This is a genomic window from Glaciimonas sp. GNP009 (genome assembly GCF_054343755.1).
In genome coordinates, this window is the sequence record NZ_JBTGUV010000004.1 from 5,155,376 (window position 1) to 5,175,149 (window position 19,774).

Annotated in this window: 18 protein-coding genes; all 18 read right to left on the reverse strand. The window is 45.9% G+C overall.

Features of this window, described 5'->3' with window-relative positions:
• Positions 1 to 15 precede the first annotated feature (15 nt).
• The gene (gene leuB / locus ACXX82_RS23700; protein WP_322238989.1) at positions 16 to 1,086 is read right to left on the reverse strand and encodes a 3-isopropylmalate dehydrogenase; all 1,071 of its coding nucleotides are present in this window, start codon (positions 1,084 to 1,086) and stop codon (positions 16 to 18) included.
• A gap of 169 nt (positions 1,087 to 1,255) precedes the next feature.
• Entirely contained in the window at positions 1,256 to 1,903 is a 648-nt protein-coding gene (gene leuD / locus ACXX82_RS23705) for a 3-isopropylmalate dehydratase small subunit (RefSeq protein ID WP_322238990.1), read from the reverse strand.
• A gap of 95 nt (positions 1,904 to 1,998) precedes the next feature.
• Positions 1,999 to 2,169, reverse strand: coding sequence for an entericidin A/B family lipoprotein (locus ACXX82_RS23710; RefSeq protein WP_322238991.1), 171 nt, complete (start codon positions 2,167 to 2,169; stop codon positions 1,999 to 2,001).
• Positions 2,153 to 3,553, reverse strand: coding sequence for a 3-isopropylmalate dehydratase large subunit (gene leuC / locus ACXX82_RS23715; protein WP_322238993.1), 1,401 nt, complete (start codon positions 3,551 to 3,553; stop codon positions 2,153 to 2,155). Before leuC ends, ACXX82_RS23710 begins: the two co-directional genes overlap by 17 nt.
• Positions 3,554 to 3,997: 444 nt before the next feature.
• Complete coding sequence (locus tag ACXX82_RS23720; RefSeq protein WP_458563836.1) at positions 3,998 to 6,151, reverse strand: hypothetical protein; 2,154 nt, start codon at positions 6,149 to 6,151, stop codon at positions 3,998 to 4,000.
• 445 nt (positions 6,152 to 6,596) lie between these two features.
• Complete coding sequence (locus ACXX82_RS23725) at positions 6,597 to 8,651, reverse strand: outer membrane protein assembly factor BamB family protein (protein WP_458563837.1); 2,055 nt, start codon at positions 8,649 to 8,651, stop codon at positions 6,597 to 6,599.
• Positions 8,652 to 9,567: 916 nt separating this feature from the next.
• On the reverse strand, positions 9,568 to 10,248 hold the full coding sequence (locus ACXX82_RS23730) for a response regulator (protein WP_322238997.1): 681 nt from the start codon (positions 10,246 to 10,248) through the stop codon (positions 9,568 to 9,570).
• A gap of 222 nt (positions 10,249 to 10,470) precedes the next feature.
• Positions 10,471 to 11,013 carry a type II secretion system protein gene (locus ACXX82_RS23735; RefSeq protein ID WP_322238999.1) on the reverse strand — a complete coding sequence of 181 codons (543 nt, stop codon included), beginning with the start codon at positions 11,011 to 11,013 and terminating at the stop codon, positions 10,471 to 10,473.
• Positions 11,000 to 11,380 (reverse strand): type II secretion system protein, encoded by a 381-nt coding sequence (locus ACXX82_RS23740; protein WP_322239001.1) that lies wholly within the window; start codon positions 11,378 to 11,380, stop codon positions 11,000 to 11,002. Before ACXX82_RS23740 ends, ACXX82_RS23735 begins: the two co-directional genes overlap by 14 nt.
• A complete protein-coding gene (locus tag ACXX82_RS23745; RefSeq protein WP_323507720.1) occupies positions 11,355 to 11,879 on the reverse strand; it encodes a type II secretion system protein in 525 nt (174 codons plus the stop codon). The genes ACXX82_RS23740 and ACXX82_RS23745 overlap by 26 nt, the downstream gene beginning before the upstream one ends.
• Complete coding sequence (locus ACXX82_RS23750; protein ID WP_322239005.1) at positions 11,876 to 13,951, reverse strand: secretin GspD/PilQ domain-containing protein; 2,076 nt, start codon at positions 13,949 to 13,951, stop codon at positions 11,876 to 11,878. Before ACXX82_RS23750 ends, ACXX82_RS23745 begins: the two co-directional genes overlap by 4 nt.
• A gap of 2 nt (positions 13,952 to 13,953) precedes the next feature.
• Positions 13,954 to 14,511, reverse strand: coding sequence for a hypothetical protein (locus ACXX82_RS23755; protein ID WP_458563838.1), 558 nt, complete (start codon positions 14,509 to 14,511; stop codon positions 13,954 to 13,956).
• Complete coding sequence (locus tag ACXX82_RS23760) at positions 14,508 to 15,110, reverse strand: hypothetical protein (RefSeq protein ID WP_458563839.1); 603 nt, start codon at positions 15,108 to 15,110, stop codon at positions 14,508 to 14,510. The genes ACXX82_RS23755 and ACXX82_RS23760 overlap by 4 nt, the downstream gene beginning before the upstream one ends.
• Positions 15,107 to 15,622 carry a hypothetical protein gene (locus ACXX82_RS23765; RefSeq protein WP_322239010.1) on the reverse strand — a complete coding sequence of 172 codons (516 nt, stop codon included), beginning with the start codon at positions 15,620 to 15,622 and terminating at the stop codon, positions 15,107 to 15,109. The genes ACXX82_RS23760 and ACXX82_RS23765 overlap by 4 nt, the downstream gene beginning before the upstream one ends.
• The gene (locus ACXX82_RS23770; RefSeq protein WP_322239012.1) at positions 15,609 to 16,385 is read right to left on the reverse strand and encodes a hypothetical protein; all 777 of its coding nucleotides are present in this window, start codon (positions 16,383 to 16,385) and stop codon (positions 15,609 to 15,611) included. Before ACXX82_RS23770 ends, ACXX82_RS23765 begins: the two co-directional genes overlap by 14 nt.
• Positions 16,366 to 18,084: a GspE/PulE family protein gene (locus ACXX82_RS23775; protein WP_458563840.1), complete on the reverse strand. Its 1,719-nt coding sequence runs from the start codon at positions 18,082 to 18,084 to the stop codon at positions 16,366 to 16,368. The genes ACXX82_RS23770 and ACXX82_RS23775 overlap by 20 nt, the downstream gene beginning before the upstream one ends.
• A complete protein-coding gene (locus ACXX82_RS23780) occupies positions 18,081 to 19,253 on the reverse strand; it encodes a type II secretion system F family protein (protein ID WP_323507716.1) in 1,173 nt (390 codons plus the stop codon). The genes ACXX82_RS23775 and ACXX82_RS23780 overlap by 4 nt, the downstream gene beginning before the upstream one ends.
• The gene (locus tag ACXX82_RS23785; RefSeq protein ID WP_322239018.1) at positions 19,250 to 19,771 is read right to left on the reverse strand and encodes a transglycosylase SLT domain-containing protein; all 522 of its coding nucleotides are present in this window, start codon (positions 19,769 to 19,771) and stop codon (positions 19,250 to 19,252) included. The genes ACXX82_RS23780 and ACXX82_RS23785 overlap by 4 nt, the downstream gene beginning before the upstream one ends.
• Between the last annotated feature and the right edge of the window lie 3 nt (positions 19,772 to 19,774).

Consider the following 19,774-nt stretch of genomic DNA (forward strand, 5'->3'; position numbering starts at 1 on the left):
TCTTAGTCGCGTAACTTAAGCCAAAGCCTTACATACGGCTTGACCCATTTCAGTTGTACTGACTTTTGTTGTCCCCGCTTCGTAAATATCACTCGTCCTCAAACCTTGCGCCAGGACCTTCTTTACTGCCGCCTCAACGCGATCAGCCTGTTCTGCCTTATTCAAGGAAAACCGCAGCATCATCGCAGCCGATAAAATGGTAGCTAATGGATTAGCAATGCCCTTACCTGCAATATCAGGCGCTGAGCCGTGTGAAGGCTCGTATAAACCTTTGTTATTGGCATCCAATGAAGCGGATGGCAACATGCCAATTGAACCGGTCAGCATCGCCGCTGCGTCCGACAGAATGTCTCCGAACATGTTGCCCGTGACAATGACATCGAATTTTTTTGGTGCGCGGACCAATTGCATCGCTGCATTGTCCACATACATATGCTCAAGCGCGACGTCCGGATATTCTTTATGGACGTCCGTTACAATGTCACGCCAAAACTGAAAGGTTTCAAGAACGTTCGCTTTATCGACACTTGTTAAACGCTTATCGCGTTTTTGTGCCGTCTGAAAGGCAACGTGCGCAATCCGACGAATTTCTGTCTCAGCATAGCGCATCGTATCAAAACCTTCGCGCTCGCCTTTGAATGCACCATCAGGGGCCGTACGTACGCCGCGCGGTTGACCAAAATAAATATCGCCGGTCAATTCACGAATGATCAAGATATTTAAACCTGATACGACTTCGGGCTTCAGCGTTGAAGCACCGGCTAATTCTGGGTATAAAATCGCAGGACGAAGATTGGCAAACAACCCTAAGTTCTTACGCAAACCAAGAATTGCCTGCTCAGGACGCAACGAACGTTCTAGTGAGTCGTACTGATAATCACCCACTGCGCCGAATAAAATGGCATCCGCCTCTTTTGCTAATTTAAGTGTGCCTTCTGGAAGAGGATGGCCGTGTGCGGCATAACCAGCTCCGCCAACAGAGGCTGTTTCCATTTCGAAACTTTCACCAAGTACCTTAAGAACATTCACCGCTTGCTCTATGATTTCAGGACCAATACCATCGCCCGGTAAAATTGCAATTTTCATGTTTTGTATTTAAATAAGTTCAAAGAAACGTTGAAATAATAACGCGCAGTCGATGGATATATTTTTATCGCCCTAGCCATTCAGGATAGTCGCCAAGCGCAAGCCAAAAAAACCATCTACATAAGATACTACTGTGCATATTTAGAATCATTGCATAAACGCAACTGCATCAAATCGTATTGGCTAACCATGGTTGCTCAAACAAATGACGATCTTCAAATTCGTGAATTTTGTCGGCCTGACGCAGTGTCAGTCCAATGTCATCCAGACCATTTAGTAGACAATACTTACGAAACTCGCCCACTTCAAACGGATAGCTCACGCTACCGTTCGAGGTCGTCACTAATTGTTTTTCGAGATCGATAATCAGGCGGTAACCAGGAAACGCCTTCACTTCATCAAACAGGCCGTCAATCTGCGTTTCCGGCAAAACAATTGGTAGCAAACCGTTTTTGTAGCAATTATTGAAGAAAATATCGGCAAAACTTGGTGCGATTACAACGCGGAAACCATATTGATCCAGCGCCCACGGCGCATGTTCACGCGACGACCCACAGCCGAAGTTCTTGCGCGTTAAGAGAATCGAAGCGCCTTGATAGCGCTCCTGGTTCAGTACGAAGTCCGGATTAAGCGGTCGTTTTGAATTATCCACTCCTGGCTCGCCATGATTCAGATAGCGCCATTCATCGAACAAGTTCGGCCCAAATCCGGTACGCAAAATAGATTTCAAAAATTGCTTCGGTATGATGGCATCGGTATCGACATTAGCACGGTCCAACGGTGCCACCAAACCATCCAGTACAGTAAATTTATTCATCACATTTATTCCAAATAAAGCGCTTCAAGCTAGCGACAAAGAGACAATAACAACGTAAAACACAGTGCAATTAAACACATAATCGCTACTGAAAATTACTTGCCTTGCATTTTTTCGCCCACATGTTCGACATCTTGGCCGAAACCGTGAAATGTATTACAACCAGCCATTGAAGTGGAAATAGCAGCAAGAAGACATAAAGCAATAATTTTTTTCATATTTACGAAATCAAAGGTACAAATAAACGTTCTATAGGGATCGTACATCAACAAAATGACCTGCGATTCCCGCTGCAGCGGCCATTGCCGGACTTACCAGATGTGTACGCCCACCATTACCCTGGCGACCTTCAAAATTGCGGTTTGAAGTTGATGCACATCGCTCACCTGGCTCAAGGCGATCGGCGTTCATGGCCAGACACATTGAACATCCTGGCTCGCGCCACTCAAAACCAGCATCTTTAAAAATTTTATCCAGGCCTTCGCGCTCAGCCTGTTCCTTAACCAGACCAGAGCCGGGAACAACCATCGCCAGCTTCACATTTGATGCACGGAATTTGCCGCGAACCACTACCGCTGCTGCACGCAAATCTTCAATACGAGAATTAGTACATGAGCCAATAAACACTTTGTCGATGCGAATATCTTCCATCGCGGTATTTGGCTTCAGCGCCATGTAAGCCAACGCCTTTTCCATGCCATCGCGTTTGGTCGGATCTTTTTCTTTATCGGGATCCGGCACGCGGCCATCAATCGGCACCACCATCTCTGGTGAAGTGCCCCAAGTCACTTGCGGCTTAATTTCGGCAGCATTCAGTGTAACCACCATGTCAAATTTGGCGCCGACATCAGAGTGCAGCGTACGCCAGTAACTAATAGCCCGCTCCCAATGTGGTCCAACTGGTGACAATGGTCGCCCTTTGACATAGTTGATAGTGGTGTCGTCCACGGCAATCATGCCAGCACGCGCACCTGCCTCAATCGCCATATTACAAACTGTCATTCGGCCTTCCATCGACAAAGAACGAATTGCTGAACCACCAAATTCAATCGCATAACCAGTTCCACCAGCAGTACCGATCTGGCCAATTACCGCTAGTACCAGATCTTTAGCAGTGACGCCGTTCGGTATCACACCGTCGATTTGTATAAGCATCGATTTGGATTTTTTGGTCAATAGCGTCTGAGTTGCCAATACGTGCTCTACTTCAGACGTCCCAATACCTTGGGCCAGACAGCCAAATGCGCCATGCGTTGATGTATGCGAATCGCCGCAGACAACTGTCATCCCCGGCAAGGTGGCACCTTGCTCAGGTCCAATCACATGGACGATACCTTGACGTAAATCGTTCATGGCAAAATAAGTCAGGCCATATTTTTTGGCATTGGCATCCAAAGTCTCGACCTGAAGACGCGAAACTGGATCAACGATCCCATGGGCGCGATCAGTAGTGGGAACATTGTGATCGGCCACAACTAGATTAGCAGGAACTCGCCAAGGCGTGCGCCCGGCTAGCTTAAGTCCGTCAAAAGCTTGAGGACTCGTCACCTCATGCAGTAAGTGACGATCGATGTAAAGAATTACCGTGCCATCTTGTTCAGCATGGACCACGTGAGATTCCCATAATTTGTCGTAGAGCGTTTTTAGCATGATCAATCGCGTATCTGGACGCGCTAAACAGTGAAATTAGCCTGTGATTATGCCATAGTTGGGGAGTTCAAATTTAGCTGAAAAGCGCCACGGTGTCATAAAAACATCACTCATGTGCGGAAACCGTTTGTAAATAGAAAATTCTGCGGGTGATGTTTGAAATTTTTAAATTTTTTCAAACCATCCGGCAAAATTTTATTTATTGACTATTTTATAATTATTTTTTTGATATTAAATACCGTAACTACCGATCTCATCACTCGATAAATACAAATAATTCGTTCCTTTTGCATTATCACGACTGAAACATCATTATTGAACACCCTTCCTCACTCAAGAGGAGGAGTTTATTGAAAAAGTTCAAAGCGATTCGAGAGAAAATACAAATAAGCTCAAGCGCAGCTTCCTTCTAGGTCGACAGGAAGCTGCGTCAAAAACGAACTGTTAGCTTACGAAAGTCAATTCGGCGTGATAGCCGGGCTGAACCCACAATGTGTTGCGGTACTGACTTTTGAGCGTCGTAAAGGCATCTTTGCCGATCATCTCACCTGCGCGCACCGCGTCAAATGTTCCGTTGATGAAGTCTGCCAGATGTTTAGGCCATTCATAATGCCCGTTCGCACCCGCTGTCACTGCAAATGATTTTTGCGAGTGATGTCCTTCGGGATCGGTAAGCGAAATAAGAATATGGCTACCTACCGCCAAGTCACCGGTTGAGATAATCGCGCTAACCGTTTTCCAGGTTGGAGCGTCCCCCGTAGCCGGCTTAATTGTCACCGTTATTTTCGCATCTTTGGATTGCGACCAAATCATGTTGAGGTACTGGCTATATTGCGGTGCAAACGAACCATCTTTTTGTTCGACACCAGCGCGGAACAACGTGGTGTTATTGAGTTGATCAGCCACGTACTTAGGCCAGCGATAATGGGTATTACTACCGCTCGGCAAAGTGATGTCGATGCTCGTTGGTTTAACGTTCGGCTTAGTCGCAGTAACGGTCACCGTGCTGCCGACAGGCAAATCGCCGGTTGCATTGATCTGGCCAGCTTTAATCCAGGAAAGACTAGCCGCCGGTTCCCCGATATTTTTTGAGACCCGTCCTGTATTAGCAGCGTCGCCCCGTGCCTTTGGCCATGGACCTTTAGCCAGCGATGTACCATCACCTTCAATTGCCAAAATGGCTTGGCTATAATATCCAACCGCATAGAGCGTACCATCCAAGCCTAACGTCAATTGTTTAATGCCTGAATAATCGCCATGTAATTTGCACCAGATCAACTCGCCAGTATTAGCGTTCAGCGCGTACAGACCCTGGTCTGTGGGCACATAAATCGTACCTGGGATGCCCTCCTCCGGTTTACCCTGACTGACGACAGGTGTTGCATTGACGTAAGCATTGCCGACACCATCATTATCCCTGAATAGATAAGTCCATATCTTGTCGCCACCCCCTCCATGCGCATTCAGTTTCAGCCCGGAAATAGCCCCGTAATATTCTTTCTTCTCCTGCAAACCTGAAGGAAAGTAAATCCACGATCCAGCGATAACCGGTTCGGTTGCACCGACAATGCCGTTATATATTCGTTCTTGCTTAAAACTATGTAAAGTCTCAACCGATTGATCGGGATAAACGGCGTAAAGCTGATAATCAACTCCGATTTGATGAGGAGATGGCGGAAGTCCCGGATTCTCAGGATTTACCTGTTTATAACCTAAGGTATACATAATGTTGTGTTCACCCATCACCGGCTGAAGCAAACGAACTGGAAACTCTTTGCCGACCTCTACGCTTTGACCACGATCAGGGTGAACAGTGTGCAAGTGCCCCTTGAACACGATACCCTCGCCAAAGTTTGTCAAAGGCGAATCAGTAACTTGGGTAGAAATATGAACAGCACCATCCACCCCGACAACCGGGGAAAATGGAACGTAACCCAACTCATGAAAATCATAAGCAAAAGTACAAGCCACTTCATCAAGTTGCTGTTGCCACTTCACATGTCCATCAAATCCAACACTGTACAGTTTGTGAAATGCTAGTTCCTTCGTTATGGCCTGACAGCCATTGAAATACAGTCGCCCATCCTCACCCAGTGCTCCAGCGTTTGGCCTCATGCTTTTTACGCCGACATTCTCGATAGTGTCTTGCGGCAATTCTGTTCTTTCAATAACCTTACCGGATTCTCGGTCAATGAAAAGCAACTCACTATGGTCTGCTTTTTTTGCGACGATAACGTCATCTTTAAGCAATAAATTATCAAAGGACTGCTTGTATTTACTTTGTCCTGGTTTTTGGATGTCATAAATATGTGACCATTTTTGTGTAAATTCGCTACTCGCTCCTTTAAACGAAATCAGCCCATTTTCTGCAGCTGCTGACGTACCAGGTTGAGGCGACTTACTTATACCAGTGTATAGATCACCATCCGCATCTACCACTAGGTCGTAAAAGGAAATCCTAGTAGTATCAGTACTAACCTTATGCGACCATTTCAGGTCACCTGCATCGGCATACGCCGCGTTTGACATGAATGTCATCATGATCGCTAATGGGAGAATGCGTAAAGCTGGGCGCTTCAGTGTAGATGTCAATTTCATTGAATTATGTTGATTCTTAAGTTGAGTGTTAAGTTGCGTGCTTCGGTTTTCGTATCGTTGTGGGTAAAGATCACAGTACAAACACTACTTGCGATACTTGGCAGAAAAGTCGGGATGTTTGTCAGCTTCGCCCTATTCAAATCGGTACAACGTCAGGCTAAAATTAGCCCGACTTATCGCGACGTAAAATGAGAAATAGTTTCTGTTTTTTCTGGCATCTAAAACGTGCCGGCATAACTATCGCTACAAAGACGAGACTTAACATGAGTAAAAAAAGTAATTGGCAAAATTTGGTTTGCCGCTGAAACGCGATTATTCAGCACCCTTCCTCACTCAAGAGTGAGGAGTTTATTGAAAAAGTTCAAAGCGATTCGAGAGAAAATACAAATAAGCTCAAGCGCAGCTTCCTTCTAGGTCGACAGGAAGCTGCGTCAAAAACGAACTGTTAGCTTACGAAAGTCAATTCGGCGTGATAGCCGGGCTGAACCCACAATGTGTTGCGGTACTGACTTTTGAGCGTCGTAAAGGCATCTTTGCCGATCATCTCACCTGCGCGCACCGCGTCAAATGTTCCGTTGATGAAGTCTGCCAGATGTTTAGGCCATTCATAATGCCCGTTCGCACCCGCTGTCACTGCAAATGATTTTTGCGAGTGATGTCCTTCGGGATCGGTAAGCGAAATAAGAATATGGCTACCTACCGCCAAGTCACCGGTTGAGATAATCGCGCTAACCGTTTTCCAGGTTGGAGCGTCCCCCGTAGCCGGCTTAATTGTCACCGTTATTTTCGCATCTTTGGATTGCGACCAAATCATGTTGAGGTACTGGCTATATTGCGGTGCAAACGAACCATCTTTTTGTTCGACACCAGCGCGGAACAACGTGGTGTTATTGAGTTGATCAGCCACGTACTTAGGCCAGCGATAATGGGTATTACTACCGCTCGGCAAAGTGATGTCGATGCTCGTTGGTTTAACGTTCGGCTTAGTCGCAGTAACGGTCACCGTGCTGCCGACAGGCAAATCGCCGGTTGCATTGATCTGGCCAGCTTTAATCCAGGAAAGACTAGCCGCCGGTTCCCCGATATTTTTTGAGACCCGTCCTGTATTAGCAGCGTCGCCTCGTGCCTTTGGCCATGGACCTTTAGCCAGAGATGTGCCATCGCCCTTGATCGCCACAATGCAAGTATCATCGCAGGCAATCGCGTAAAGAGTGCCGTCTTTGCCTATCGTTAATTGAGAGGCGTTACGATTTTCAGATGATTTCCATTTTTGCTCGCCCGTTGCAGCGTCAATCGCATACAGCGCTTCTGTTGTGCCAACGTAGAGAAGTCCCCCAGCGCTAACTGCAGGCGTTGCGGTAACGCGTTCTTTATAATGATAGGTTGTACTTTCTCCAAATGGAAAAGTCCAGCGCGGGACGTGGGAATTATCGTCCAATGTGAGTGCAGAAAGCGCGTAACGTGTTCCGTTGACTGCGGAGTCGGCGAAATAAATCGAGGAGCCAGCGATCACCGGCTCCGTTAACAAGCCCCCCATATATCGTCTATCGGACTTAAAGCTATAAAGTAAATGAGCCGGTTGATCAGGATACTCTGCATTAAGAGAGTAAAGACCATATTCTGTTTGCGTAGAGTTATAGTTGGCCTGCTTGTATCCAAGTGTATAAATTACACCGTTGTCACCCACTGCCGACTGCAGCGAGCGCATAGGTAATCTGACTCCCTTAGATGCATCACCATTTTCTGCGACGGTAAAGTTGGCGCCGTTGAAATGCCCTTGTTCCTGAGTAGAAATATGCGCTACACCGGCTGCATCAATGACAGGAGAAAAAACCTCAAAATATTCGTTAAACTGCGGTTTAGTACAACCGACACCTTTTAATTGTTTTTGCCATTTTATCAAACCATCGTTAAAACCAACGCCTAAAAATTCATGTTCAGATACGGAACTTGATACCGCATTGCATCGATTGAAATAAAGCGTCCCATCCTCTCCCAATGCCGCTGTGTCTACATGCTGGGTTGACATCTTGGACAAAGGCTCAAGTGGGGTCGTCCTTAATACATTTCCAGTACGCGTGTCCACAAATATCAGCAAACTACTATCAAATAGTCTTGCTACGACCGTGTTATCTTTAACAATTAACCCTGTAAAGCTTCTGTACCGATTGTGATAATAAGGGACTTCCAAATTGTGGCCGGTAGGATATTCGGTCAAATAATCTAGACTCCACTTAAGCTTAAATTGATCTTCTACATCGCTGAACCCGAGCATACCGATGTGTCTTGCTTCAGCGCTATGATTGGTTCGGCCAGCATATACATCGCCCCCTGCATCTAATGCCAAGTCAAAGAACTTATCTCCCGGTGGCTGGTATTTCCATTTAAGTTGTGCCACATCAGACCCCGCTGTTTCGGCGGAGATAGCTGCTTGTGCAGAGGTGAAAAATAGCGCGCTAACGGCTGCACATATTATTAATTTTGGCAATACTTGTTTCATTGGATTCTTCTTTTCTATTATTAACTCAGCGAATCAGATGAAAGCGATACCAATTCATCCGGCTAGCCAAACCGATACAACGTGGGGCAAAAAAAAATTAATATTATTAAATGTTAATTAATTAAATATTAAATATATGTATTATTACAACAATCAATCGATACTTTATAAAATTGATTTATTCATTATTGGTAAAATTAATTATTTTAAAAATTGTAGAAGTGATATGAATACTATTGTTACCTTTTATAAAGATAGATTTTAATTTATTTCTATATTGATCGCAAACACCATTAATCTTTACATCAATGAAAAAATGTAATGAAGAAAATAATTATTTATTTATTACATAACTATTAATAAAATTACAAAGATAATTCTTAGCTCTAAAGGGTTGCATCGATAAGAAAAATCTGTATTAAATATTTGTACTTAATTCTAATTAAGGTCATGCCTAGTTTGATTAAAATAATATCTAGCCCTTACTAATAAAAATTAATGACAGTGATCTTTATGTCCCCATAATAATCATAAAAATATAAGATGTCGGATAGAGTATCCATCTGAGATATATCTTGGAATTGTTATTTTCAGCGCCTAAGAAAAATCTAATATTTATATAGATTTTTCTATTTTTCTAAAGTGTTAAGGTGCAGAACCTCAACAACTTAATTGACGAGCGTTTTGAGGGAAATTTATCGCATACGCGACTTGGCTACCATCTAAAAATTGCCAAATGGTATTGATGCGCCTGCACATCGTTTGCGTAGGCATGGTCACGGCTTACTTGTTAGGCGTTCAAGCGCACAAGGCCAACGTCGCAAAATATGTCAATAGACTTCGAAGACGCCGCACCACGGTGACTTAACAGCAATGATTGCTTGTCCTAAGCCCCTCGCATTGCAGTCGCGATAATTTATTTTGGATTCTCTTGTTCAGGAGGTGAGATATTTGTCAGTCCAACTTGAGAATTGAGCTGAAAAAGTTCAGCGTCGTTAGCGCAGGCCAGCTTCTGCATACCCGTTCGTTTCTGATTGCTGATGGTTTTGCTGCTGCGTCGAAAATGATCGGCAATTGCCTGGACCGACATACCGCCCAAAAACATGCGGAGAACTTCCAGTTCTTTTTTTGAGAGCAAGGCGATTTTATCAACTTCGGGACGAGTGCTTTGTTCGGCAAGACTCGCAGTGAGACTGCGGCTTAAATATTTATAGCCGTTGCCCACACGTTTAATCGCTAACGGTATTTCGTTCAGATCGCTACTTTTGTTGAGCAGACCGTGCACGCCAAGCTGCACAATCTTGCTCAGCAACGCTGGATTGGTCAACACCGTCAAGACGATTAAGGTAACCTTGGGAAAGCGACTTTTTAGACGACTCAGCATTTCCATACCGTCACCGAAAGCGCCGCCAGGCATCGCGTAATCAGTCAATACCATATCGACTTGTTGGCTGTTGAGTATCGCAAATAATTCAGTCGAATTAGCGGCGGTACCAACCAGATTCACGTTTGAGAGACCTTGCAAAAGTGACTGCACTCCCAACAAAACGACTGGGTGATCGTCTGCTAACACCAATTTTACTTGTCGAACATGCATGCGCTTATCCCGTGAAATGTGTCACTTTCGCACTTCATCATATCGGCAATAATGTCGCCAACTATCCAAGCAGATTATAGCGCGTAGTTACACAAGAGAAACAAAACGCATAACACATACAAAAAAATTAATTAAACATGCAAATACTAATGAATATTCTCCTCAAAAAGCCGGACTTGCGATCTACATTACGTCTAGACTAATTCCACTCATTTGTCCCATCTATTGCTTGCAAACCGCCGGTGACGCTGGCGCTACAGCGCTTCCCCTTGCAGTAAACTTCCAATCGGAATACTGAGATTTTCCATCAAAATCCTTACGACCTTTAGAAAAACCATTTTGTTTGAACGGCTCCATTTGGCTTTTACTAAAGACGCCCATGATATGGTCGCTTTCGTTCATGATTAAACCCCATCCACCATTGCCAATTGTTTCAATATCATCCTGGCTACTGGATTGTCCCTCTGTGCGCATGTGCATCGGATCAGGAAACATTTTCCGCAAATGTCGCATTACCCGCAAATCCCGACGATCTTCAAGCAATACATCCAGATTTGGCGGATAGCAACCACGCACTGGTCCACTTTCGTAGTAACTCTTAATCGCTTGGGCGATCTGATCTCCGTTGAATAGCAAATCTGCCTCTTTCTCTCTCATCAAACGCACTGACAAATCACCCGACAGTTTTAGTGCCATGATGCTCATAACGGCCACAATGATGAGCACCGAGAGATAGGCAAATCCCGGTTGTTTACCATTCCGCATAGGCCCCTCCTCCGAGGGAGGTACCTGGCGCACCACTACGAACCTCCTGAATTTCTGAGTCTTCGTTCAGTTCAGTCAACCAGGTATCACGGCGTCCTGTAACAGGGTCAAGCGGGACCTCTTTTAAATAACGCCGACTGACCAGATCTTCGAGCGCCTGAGGCCCTGCAGTGAGATCTTGACGATAGTTGTCAATTGCTTCGCGCAGACCGCGAATGTTATGTTGCAGTACCACCTCTTTGGCACGCTCAGTTTGTTTGAAATATTTCGGCGCTACTAACGTCATCAGCGTGGCAATAATCGCCATCACCACTAATAACTCTATTAAGGTAAATCCTTTTTTACCATTGGTTATACGGAATGCCATTGAGACCCTCTTTTGTATTCATTGACGACACATCGAAGACATCGGCGCCGGCTTGCGGCGCATCGAAAGCACTATCGTAACTACGTAGTTGCCAGGTTTCAGCTGCCGACGTATCAGGACAATTGCAGGTAGGATCACGTGGCAATCTTCGCAAAAAATATCGCTTTCCACCGTTAATATTTTTTTTATCTGCGACTCCGGTCTGGAGCACTTCCAAATCTGGTGGGTAACCGGTAGCACCTACTACTTTTGCTATATCACCGTCATCTGATGCCTGTTTGTAGGCGTCGATAGCACTGCGAATTTTACGTAATCCGTCCTTGAGAGTTTGCTCTTGGCTACGCCGCGCCATTAGCTCTGTCATTGGCAATAACGCTGCTGCTAGAGATGCGAGTATTGCGAGCGACACCATGAGTTCTATCAATGTGAAGCCGTTCGATTTAGTAATTTCTACGGTAGCGCCAGCACCATTCTTCACACGCCTTAACCTAACCGTCATGTTAAATCCGGCTTCAATTCTCTATTCGCCAAGTAGGAAGACATGCCTGCCACAGTCGCTTTAGCTAAGGATTGAGGATTTGCAGCTGGCTGGGAATACCCGACTGTATTTGGCCTCAAAGGCGGCGGCACTGAAGCGGGCACTCCCTTATCAACCGGAACTCCTTGATCAATTGGCAACTCAAGATCGGGTAGCTCCTCAGTCTCTTTTTCCTCTCGGCGAGTCTGCTCCTCGACCTGTGGTGTTGAAACCGAAGCGGTACCACCACCAGCCGTCAAACGCGCGCCTTCCGTATTGCGCAATATCAGACTATCCTGGCTTACACGTGATTCAGTACCAGAAATGAAGGTAGTTACATGTGCTCCTGGCAATTCAAGTTTACGTTCGATGCGTGGCGTAATGACCAACACCAGTTCTGATTTTGAATTATTACCTTCACGGCTGCCAAACAGACGGTCAAGTAACGGGAGTTGACTAAGGCCGGGCAAACCGGATTTATTATCTTCGCCTATACGATTTATTAACCCGGCCAGAATTTGTGTTTCATTATCTTTGGCGGTTAACGTCGTCTTTGTCTTACGCTGATTTATTCGATAATACTTTGCGCCTTTTGGGGAGACTTCTGAAGCGCCCAGGCTTGATACCGTCAAGTCAATATCGACACTAATCTCGCCATCAAGACTGATCGTCGGCAAGACGTCAAATTTAAGACCGACATCCAACATTTCGACTTTTTCTGAGGTCGCGCCAGAGTCTGTCATCAGGTTGGTGATGACTGGGATTTTCTGACCAATCTCAATTTGTGCTTTCTTACCATTTTTGACCCGAATTTTAGGATTCGCTAACACTTGCATATGTGTCGCTTTCTGCAACATGTTTAGTGTCAAGCCCTTTTTTCCACCTAGATCGACAAACAGATTATTTTTGGTCAAGCTCGACAACACATTCAATGGAATATTGGTACTTCCATCAACACCGCCGTTAATTCCGACACCAATCGACCCTGGATATTGAACACCCAGATTGAGCAAATCATTGCTGCTAATTTCAAGTACCTGCACATCTAAGGTGACTTCAGCCTCTGGGCGATCAAGCGCCTGCACTAAGCGACTCGCGAGTTCCAGGGTTTCTGGAGCGTCACGAACAACAATGGCGTTGATCCGCTCATCGATATAAATGTCTCTGGTTTTTAAGGTCATTTTCAACGCGCTACTAACCGATTTTGCATTCGCATGACTCAGAAAGAAGGTCTTTACTGCCATGTCCCTATATTCCTTGTCCTTGCTGGCGCTAGCTGGATAAATCAGTAACGTGTTGTGATTCAACACCTTTTTCCGCAATCGATTGGTCGCAAGTAATAAATTGATAGCATCTTCCGCTGTCGTTTTCTTAGCCGAAATGCTGGCGGTTGCAGACTTCGATACGTCGGCGTCAAAGATAAAGTTAACCCCGGCAAGCTTAGAAATAGTATCGAAAATACTAATTAGGTTATGCGAACGGAATGTCAACGATATAGGCTTCTGTAGCGAAGTACCTAGCGCTGGGGATAGCGTTTTAGATTCTGCAACACGGCGCATCAAAGTATCGCGTAATTTGATTGCATCGGGCAATGCAGGATTCTCTTCCAATACTTTCCAGATTAGCTGAAGTGCATCATCTGGGCGGCTTTCTGCAATAAGGCGCGCTTCAATCAGAGATTCTTTTAAATGTTTACGGCTGCCAATCTGGTCGATAGCCTGACGTGCCCGCATATTTCCGGTATCGTATTTCAGGACTGTCTCAAAGCGCTCAAGCGCGGTCTTTTCATCATCCGCTGCAAGTGCGCGCTCTCCTTCTTGATAATAACGTCCGACTAGTTTATCGACCTGTTTAAACATGGCACTATCAAGACGCATGTCCTCAGGATTTTCTTTTTTTGCCTTTTGCAAAACATCGATTGCTTCTTCCAAATGACCTTGATTTGACAGCTCTTGGGTCGTTTGAACGGCGCGAGGCACAGCACATCCCGTTACTATCGACGCAACCGCCACCATCAAAAAACTTTTTGCCATACGGCATTTTAAATTTGACATAATTAATTTCCTGTTCCGCTTAGGGCTTTGTCGAGATCGACTATTTGTTCAAGCTTCAACGGTAAATAAGTAAAAGTGATGCGTTCGTTTTCAATTTTTTCGAGGCGGTAATTACCGTCAATTACATCGCCAATAGCCGGACTTGCCAACTTATCGCAACCACGACAAAGAATGATGGTTTGATCGCCTTTGGTAAGAATGATCTTGCGTTGGGGGCCGTCGACCCATATGCCGCTAACTCGAAATGGAAAAGGAGGAGCGCGTACCGGTACCGGCGCCAGCGCCTCGTTTTTTGTACCCAAGCTTGCCGCTTTATCCGAAACGGGCGAGATGGCAGGGGCGATTAAAGGTCTACCTTGATAAGGAAACAAATTCCGCTTCGCTACCACGGCCAGTTGTGGTGCTGTTTGCTTCTTTTCGACCGAATGCACTTGGCTAACTTTGACGGAATGAGCGCGAACAGCTGTGGATTCGTCTGTTGTCGAATCAGTCCACATCGCGTAACCACAAGCGGCGATAGTAAGCGGCAGAACTATGCGTAAATAGAAGGGAATCTTCATTTGGGCCTCCCTGAAAGGGCGTTCTTTGCCACTTCCTTAGATTTACTTGCTTCCAGAGCGACATCCTTAGCGACAGACAATCGCATGTCGATTGCAAGCATCTCGTCCGACGGCATTTTTCTGGTCAAAGAAAATGTTTCAACTCGGCCACTTGGCATCGTAGATAACTCTTCCATCATTTCTCTGAATTGCGGGTAACTCCCGACTGTCGGCAGGTTGATCAAAATACGCCCTTCTCGCTGGACATCTTTTCCGCGCTGCATCTGCTGATACTTCACCTCCGGCGCATCCAATTTAAATTTTCTCGCGAGTTCCAAAATATCTTCTTCTCTGACTAAAAAATTGGTTGTTGGCTGTGAAGTAACGAGCAAATTACTTTTTATTTCTTTTGCACGGGCCGCCTGAAGCGCAGTATTTTTGGTCAATGCATCATTTACACGACTGATCGATGGCAACAGGAAGGCCGCATGCATAACAAGCCAGACGACCAATAATGCACAAGCAATCAAACCAGGCAATCCAATGGCCCCAGCGATGCGATACCACTCCCATTGAAAGCGCATCAACATTTTATTTATCCGTATTGTTTGGATATTCATTTCCACCCCAATGCCACACTTGCATCCAATAGCCAATCCTGATCATTCGACGCATTTTGTCCGTGTCGCTGTAAAAAAACGTTATTCCCAAATTGTTGCTTGAGACGCTCCACAAAACTGAATAACCCCTCGCGTGACTTAGCATTAATATGCAATTGCATACTGCCTTTGGTCAGATCCGTTTCCACACGTAACAGACTGATATCATCTGTCCATGCTGCCTCGAGTCGTGTAAGCACAGCGATCGCAGGTTCAGGTGGCGAGGCGCCCTGTGGCATTTTTTTTGCCAACTCTAATTTGATGGCTTTTTTTTCCTTATCAGCGCTGCGCTGCAAAGCCGCCAGACGTGTATCTTCAATATTTAGCTTCGCGGTTTGTAGTCTCAACTCCCCAACGTCTTGCAGCAGCAGATATCCAGCCGTAAAGGCAATAATCAAGGCGACAACGATGAATACAGGACGGAAGCGATCAGTGGCGATGACAGGAACCGCATTTCGTTTAAATAGACGCATGCGTGCTCTCCTGCGATACGATTACTTCAATTTGAGATGAGTGCGTAACTGCACGTGTGGGTGCAATCACTGGCAATTCTGAAGTCACCGTATAATCACTTGAGTAGACATTCTCAGGAAAAAAGTTTGCCAATATGGAAGCCGACAAGATGCAAAGTGCAGGTTCCTGGCCTACTCCCGGCAAAGTGAAGGCATTGCGCCAAATGCCATCTTGCCTGAACGCAAATTCATAGCTCTCCGATTGACGCACAACAAATACTGCGTCTGTATGCAACACGCCAGGATGACGGTTGATAGTGTCGGACAACAATGTTTGTATACGCTGTAGCCTTATTTTTTGCTGTTTACAAACGACGATAATTTCGTCCACGATGTCGCGACGAATAGCGCTGGCAATTGCAGGACAGCCGAACTTTTCCTGTGATATCTCGCAATACCAATCGGAGCGAATGATGCCGTAATGTTGCTCTAACATTGACTCCGCATATGCGAGACGATCTGCAGGAGAGATAATTTCATCTTGCCATGGCAAAATCATATGGTTCACATAAGGATAACTAAGCGCTATCTCGATCACGTCGAGCATTGGTAATTTACTACGTGGTAAAGTAGCAATCAACGTATCAAAGGTCGCACAACACTCTTCAGAATTGCTGGAAGACGACAACGCAAGTTTATGCGTTTGCGCTATTGGATTATCTGATAGACGTATAGCGACTTCTGCGCCGATTACGGCAATATATTTATTCCATCGCAATGACACGTTGCACCTCCGATAATGTCGTTTTTCCTTCGATTACAGCGGCTATCGCCACGTCGCTCATTGAAACAAATCCCTCTGATTTGGCGATAGCCTTCAGTGCTCGCATCGGGACTTTTTGCATCACGGCATCCTTAAAACTCTCGCTGCAACGTAGAATTTCCGCCAATGCGATACGGCCATGAAAGCCGGTAAAACGACATGCATCACATCCCGCACCAGCCATAAAATGTGCGGTATCAGTTCCATTTGGAAAGCGATCCGGATTCAATTTTTCTATCTCCTGACGCTCAGTGTCGGAAACCGGATGAGAACATGTCGGGCAATTACGTCGGACCAAGCGCTGCGCTACGACACCGTTCAACGCCTCAAGCAAGCTCGCTGGCTCAACGCCCATATAAAGAAAACGTTCAAGCACACTAAAAACACCATTGGCGTGGACTGAAGACAGCACTAAATGTCCTGTTAGTGCTGCCTGTACAGCGATACCCGCAGTTTCCGTATCGCGTATTTCACCGACTAAAATAATGTCGGGATCATGCCGCAAGATTGAACGAAGACCTTTCGCAAACGTTAGTCCCTTCTTGTCGTTCACAGGAATTTGCAACACGCCTTGTAATTGGTACTCAACCGGATCCTCAATCGTAATGAGCTTCTCTTCGCCGCTATTGAGTTCCGAAAGCGTGGCATACAATGTAGTCGATTTTCCGCTACCGGTAGGACCGGTTACTAACACCATACCGTGTGGAATTTTCACCAGACTACGAATGCGATCCAAGGTATGGATATCAAAGCCAAGCGTCTCAAGTTTGATGGCCTGATTCTGACTGGATTTATCCAATACGCGTAATACGGCATCTTCGCCATGAATACTTGGCATCACCGATACACGGAAATCAATATTCCGAGACTGTATGCATACCTTGAAACGACCGTCCTGAGGAATTCTACGTTCGCCGATATCCATCCCACCCAGCACCTTGATACGCGAAATCGTCTGTTCTGCAAAATCGCTTCCCTGCACTTGCGTAATCGCTTGCAATACACCATCAATACGATATTTCACCACAAGGCCATCATCAATACTTTCCAGGTGAATATCACTTGCGCGTGATTGCAGCGCGTCGAAAAGTGTTGAGTTGAGTAGCTTTACGACCGGGCTTTGGTCCTGTGAAATAGTGCTTAATGAAATTTCGGTTACGTCATCAGTCTGACGCTCAGATTGCTCCTGTTGAAACTGGTCTATCGCGCGTTCCTGCGCCTCTACCATCTTTAGCCGTTGTTTTACTGCATCTGGTATGGTGACCGCTAACACAGCAGTGTGTTGTTGACCCAAGAGTTGGATCCAGTGCTGTCCCCAATTTCGAGCGGAGATGGAACCAGGGCGTCCCATCACCAGATACAAAAGTCCATCGACACGAATAGGCAAAATCTGCTTATCCAATACAACCGCCAATGGCATGATATCGAAATCACAATCAGCAGCCAGCACGATATCGCTCGAGATTGAGCGCAACCCAATAAGAGCGGCGATCTCGTCGATTCGCTCTGGCTGTGTATTTAGCATGTGTTCGATGGCGGCGTCACCATGTTCTGCCATAGAAGCAGATAGCCAGGCCGGCATATCGATATCCTTGCCAAGGTTATTGGTCATGTTATCGATAATGTTATCGATCATATTCTCAGTCATATTGTTGGTCATGAAACGCTTCCCGCCAACTCAAAGATCGGCATATACAATAAAAAGACGATGGTCCCGATCAAGCCGCCCACAATGAGCATCAAAATCGGTTCAAATACTTTGCTAAACAACTCTATGGCGCGGGCCAGCGCTTCGTCGTGGAACTGTGCAATACGTTCACACATACCAGCCAGGTCGCCACTTTTTTCGCCGACGCGTAGCAAACGGGCCGCAACAGGAGTCGTCAAATTGGCGTCTACCAATGCACCGGCAACTCCGCGCCCTTCTTGAACGTGTTGAAGAACTTGTTGCAAATCAGACTGACGGTCTGCAGGAAGTAACTTTCCGGTCAACGTCAATGCATCAACTACTTGCATGCCACCGAGTAATAACAAACCGAATGTCCGATAGAAACGCGCCAGAACAAACAACACACGTTGTTCGTTAAGACGATTAACGCTCCAGACCATTTTCCATAGTCCAGCCTTCACTGTTTTCGTGCGCAAAGCTAATACGCCGGCGATAACGCTGGCAACAAGGGTGAGAAGAAGTTCTCCCCCGTGCTCGGTGACCATTCCAGCCCACCACACCATCAATTGTGCCGTGCCATTGAGATCCTTCATGCCACTGAAGACGGTGGCAAATCTCGGTATGACGAACACGACCAAAAATCCTAAAATCAATGCACCGACCGATACCACGATGAGCGGATACATCAGCGCGCTCCAGACTTTCTTTTTCAAAGCAGCAATCTGTACTTCGTAATGATGAAATCGACGCAACGCCTGTGGTAATTGACCGCTATGCTCGGACGACGCAACACTGGCAATTAGTAATGTTGGGAAAATCTCGCTCTGTTGCTCCATCGCCTGTGAAAGTGGCTGCCCCCGATATAAATACGTTAACAGTCCATCTAGTACTTCCTTATGCTCTTCATTTGCCGACTTCTCTGCCAAAGCTTCGATTGCTTCAACTAATGCCAGGCCCGCGTCAAGAAGCGCGATCAGTTCCTGAATAAACAGACCAAGTAGAAATTTAGTGCGACGTTTTGCGCGTAGTCGGACTTCCTTAACGCGCAAGACATGTCCCTGTTTTGCACATTGATTGCTGGCATCATTGGCATCTTTGGCCTGTATTAATTGATGCTCTGCATTGCCGCCACGCATGACGAGTACGTCGAACTGCTTCATTGCGTAGCCGTATTAAGCTGCACAAACGAGCGGGTGGATTTTCCTGAAAGAACCTTGGCAACGTGAGTTCGTTTTTTTGTCTGCATTTTTAACGCTCGATATTGTCCAGCTACTTTCTTGATATATCGGTTGCGCGCATGTTTTCGATGTATGCTTGTTCCAGCGTTATAAGCCCCAACTGCAGTCCAGTTATAGCCAACGCGTTGAACAAATTCTGCCAAAATCCACGCACCCACCATCACCGAAGTACAAGGCTCCGCGATCAAACGTTTTTCGGTAATACCGAATGTAGCAAGTCGCGGGAAATGCAACTTATTAATTTGCATTAAGCCTACGTCATAGGAGCCATCATTGTTATAGTTACGAGCAGCAGCATTCATACCCGACTCCACATGCGCCATAGCCTGAAGCAATATTGGGTCAATGTTGTAGCGAGCGCCAGCTTCGTCCCAACATGCAGCTTGCGACGAAGTTGAAACCGCCAGACACATAGTGACCGCAATCAAAGATATTTTCATAAC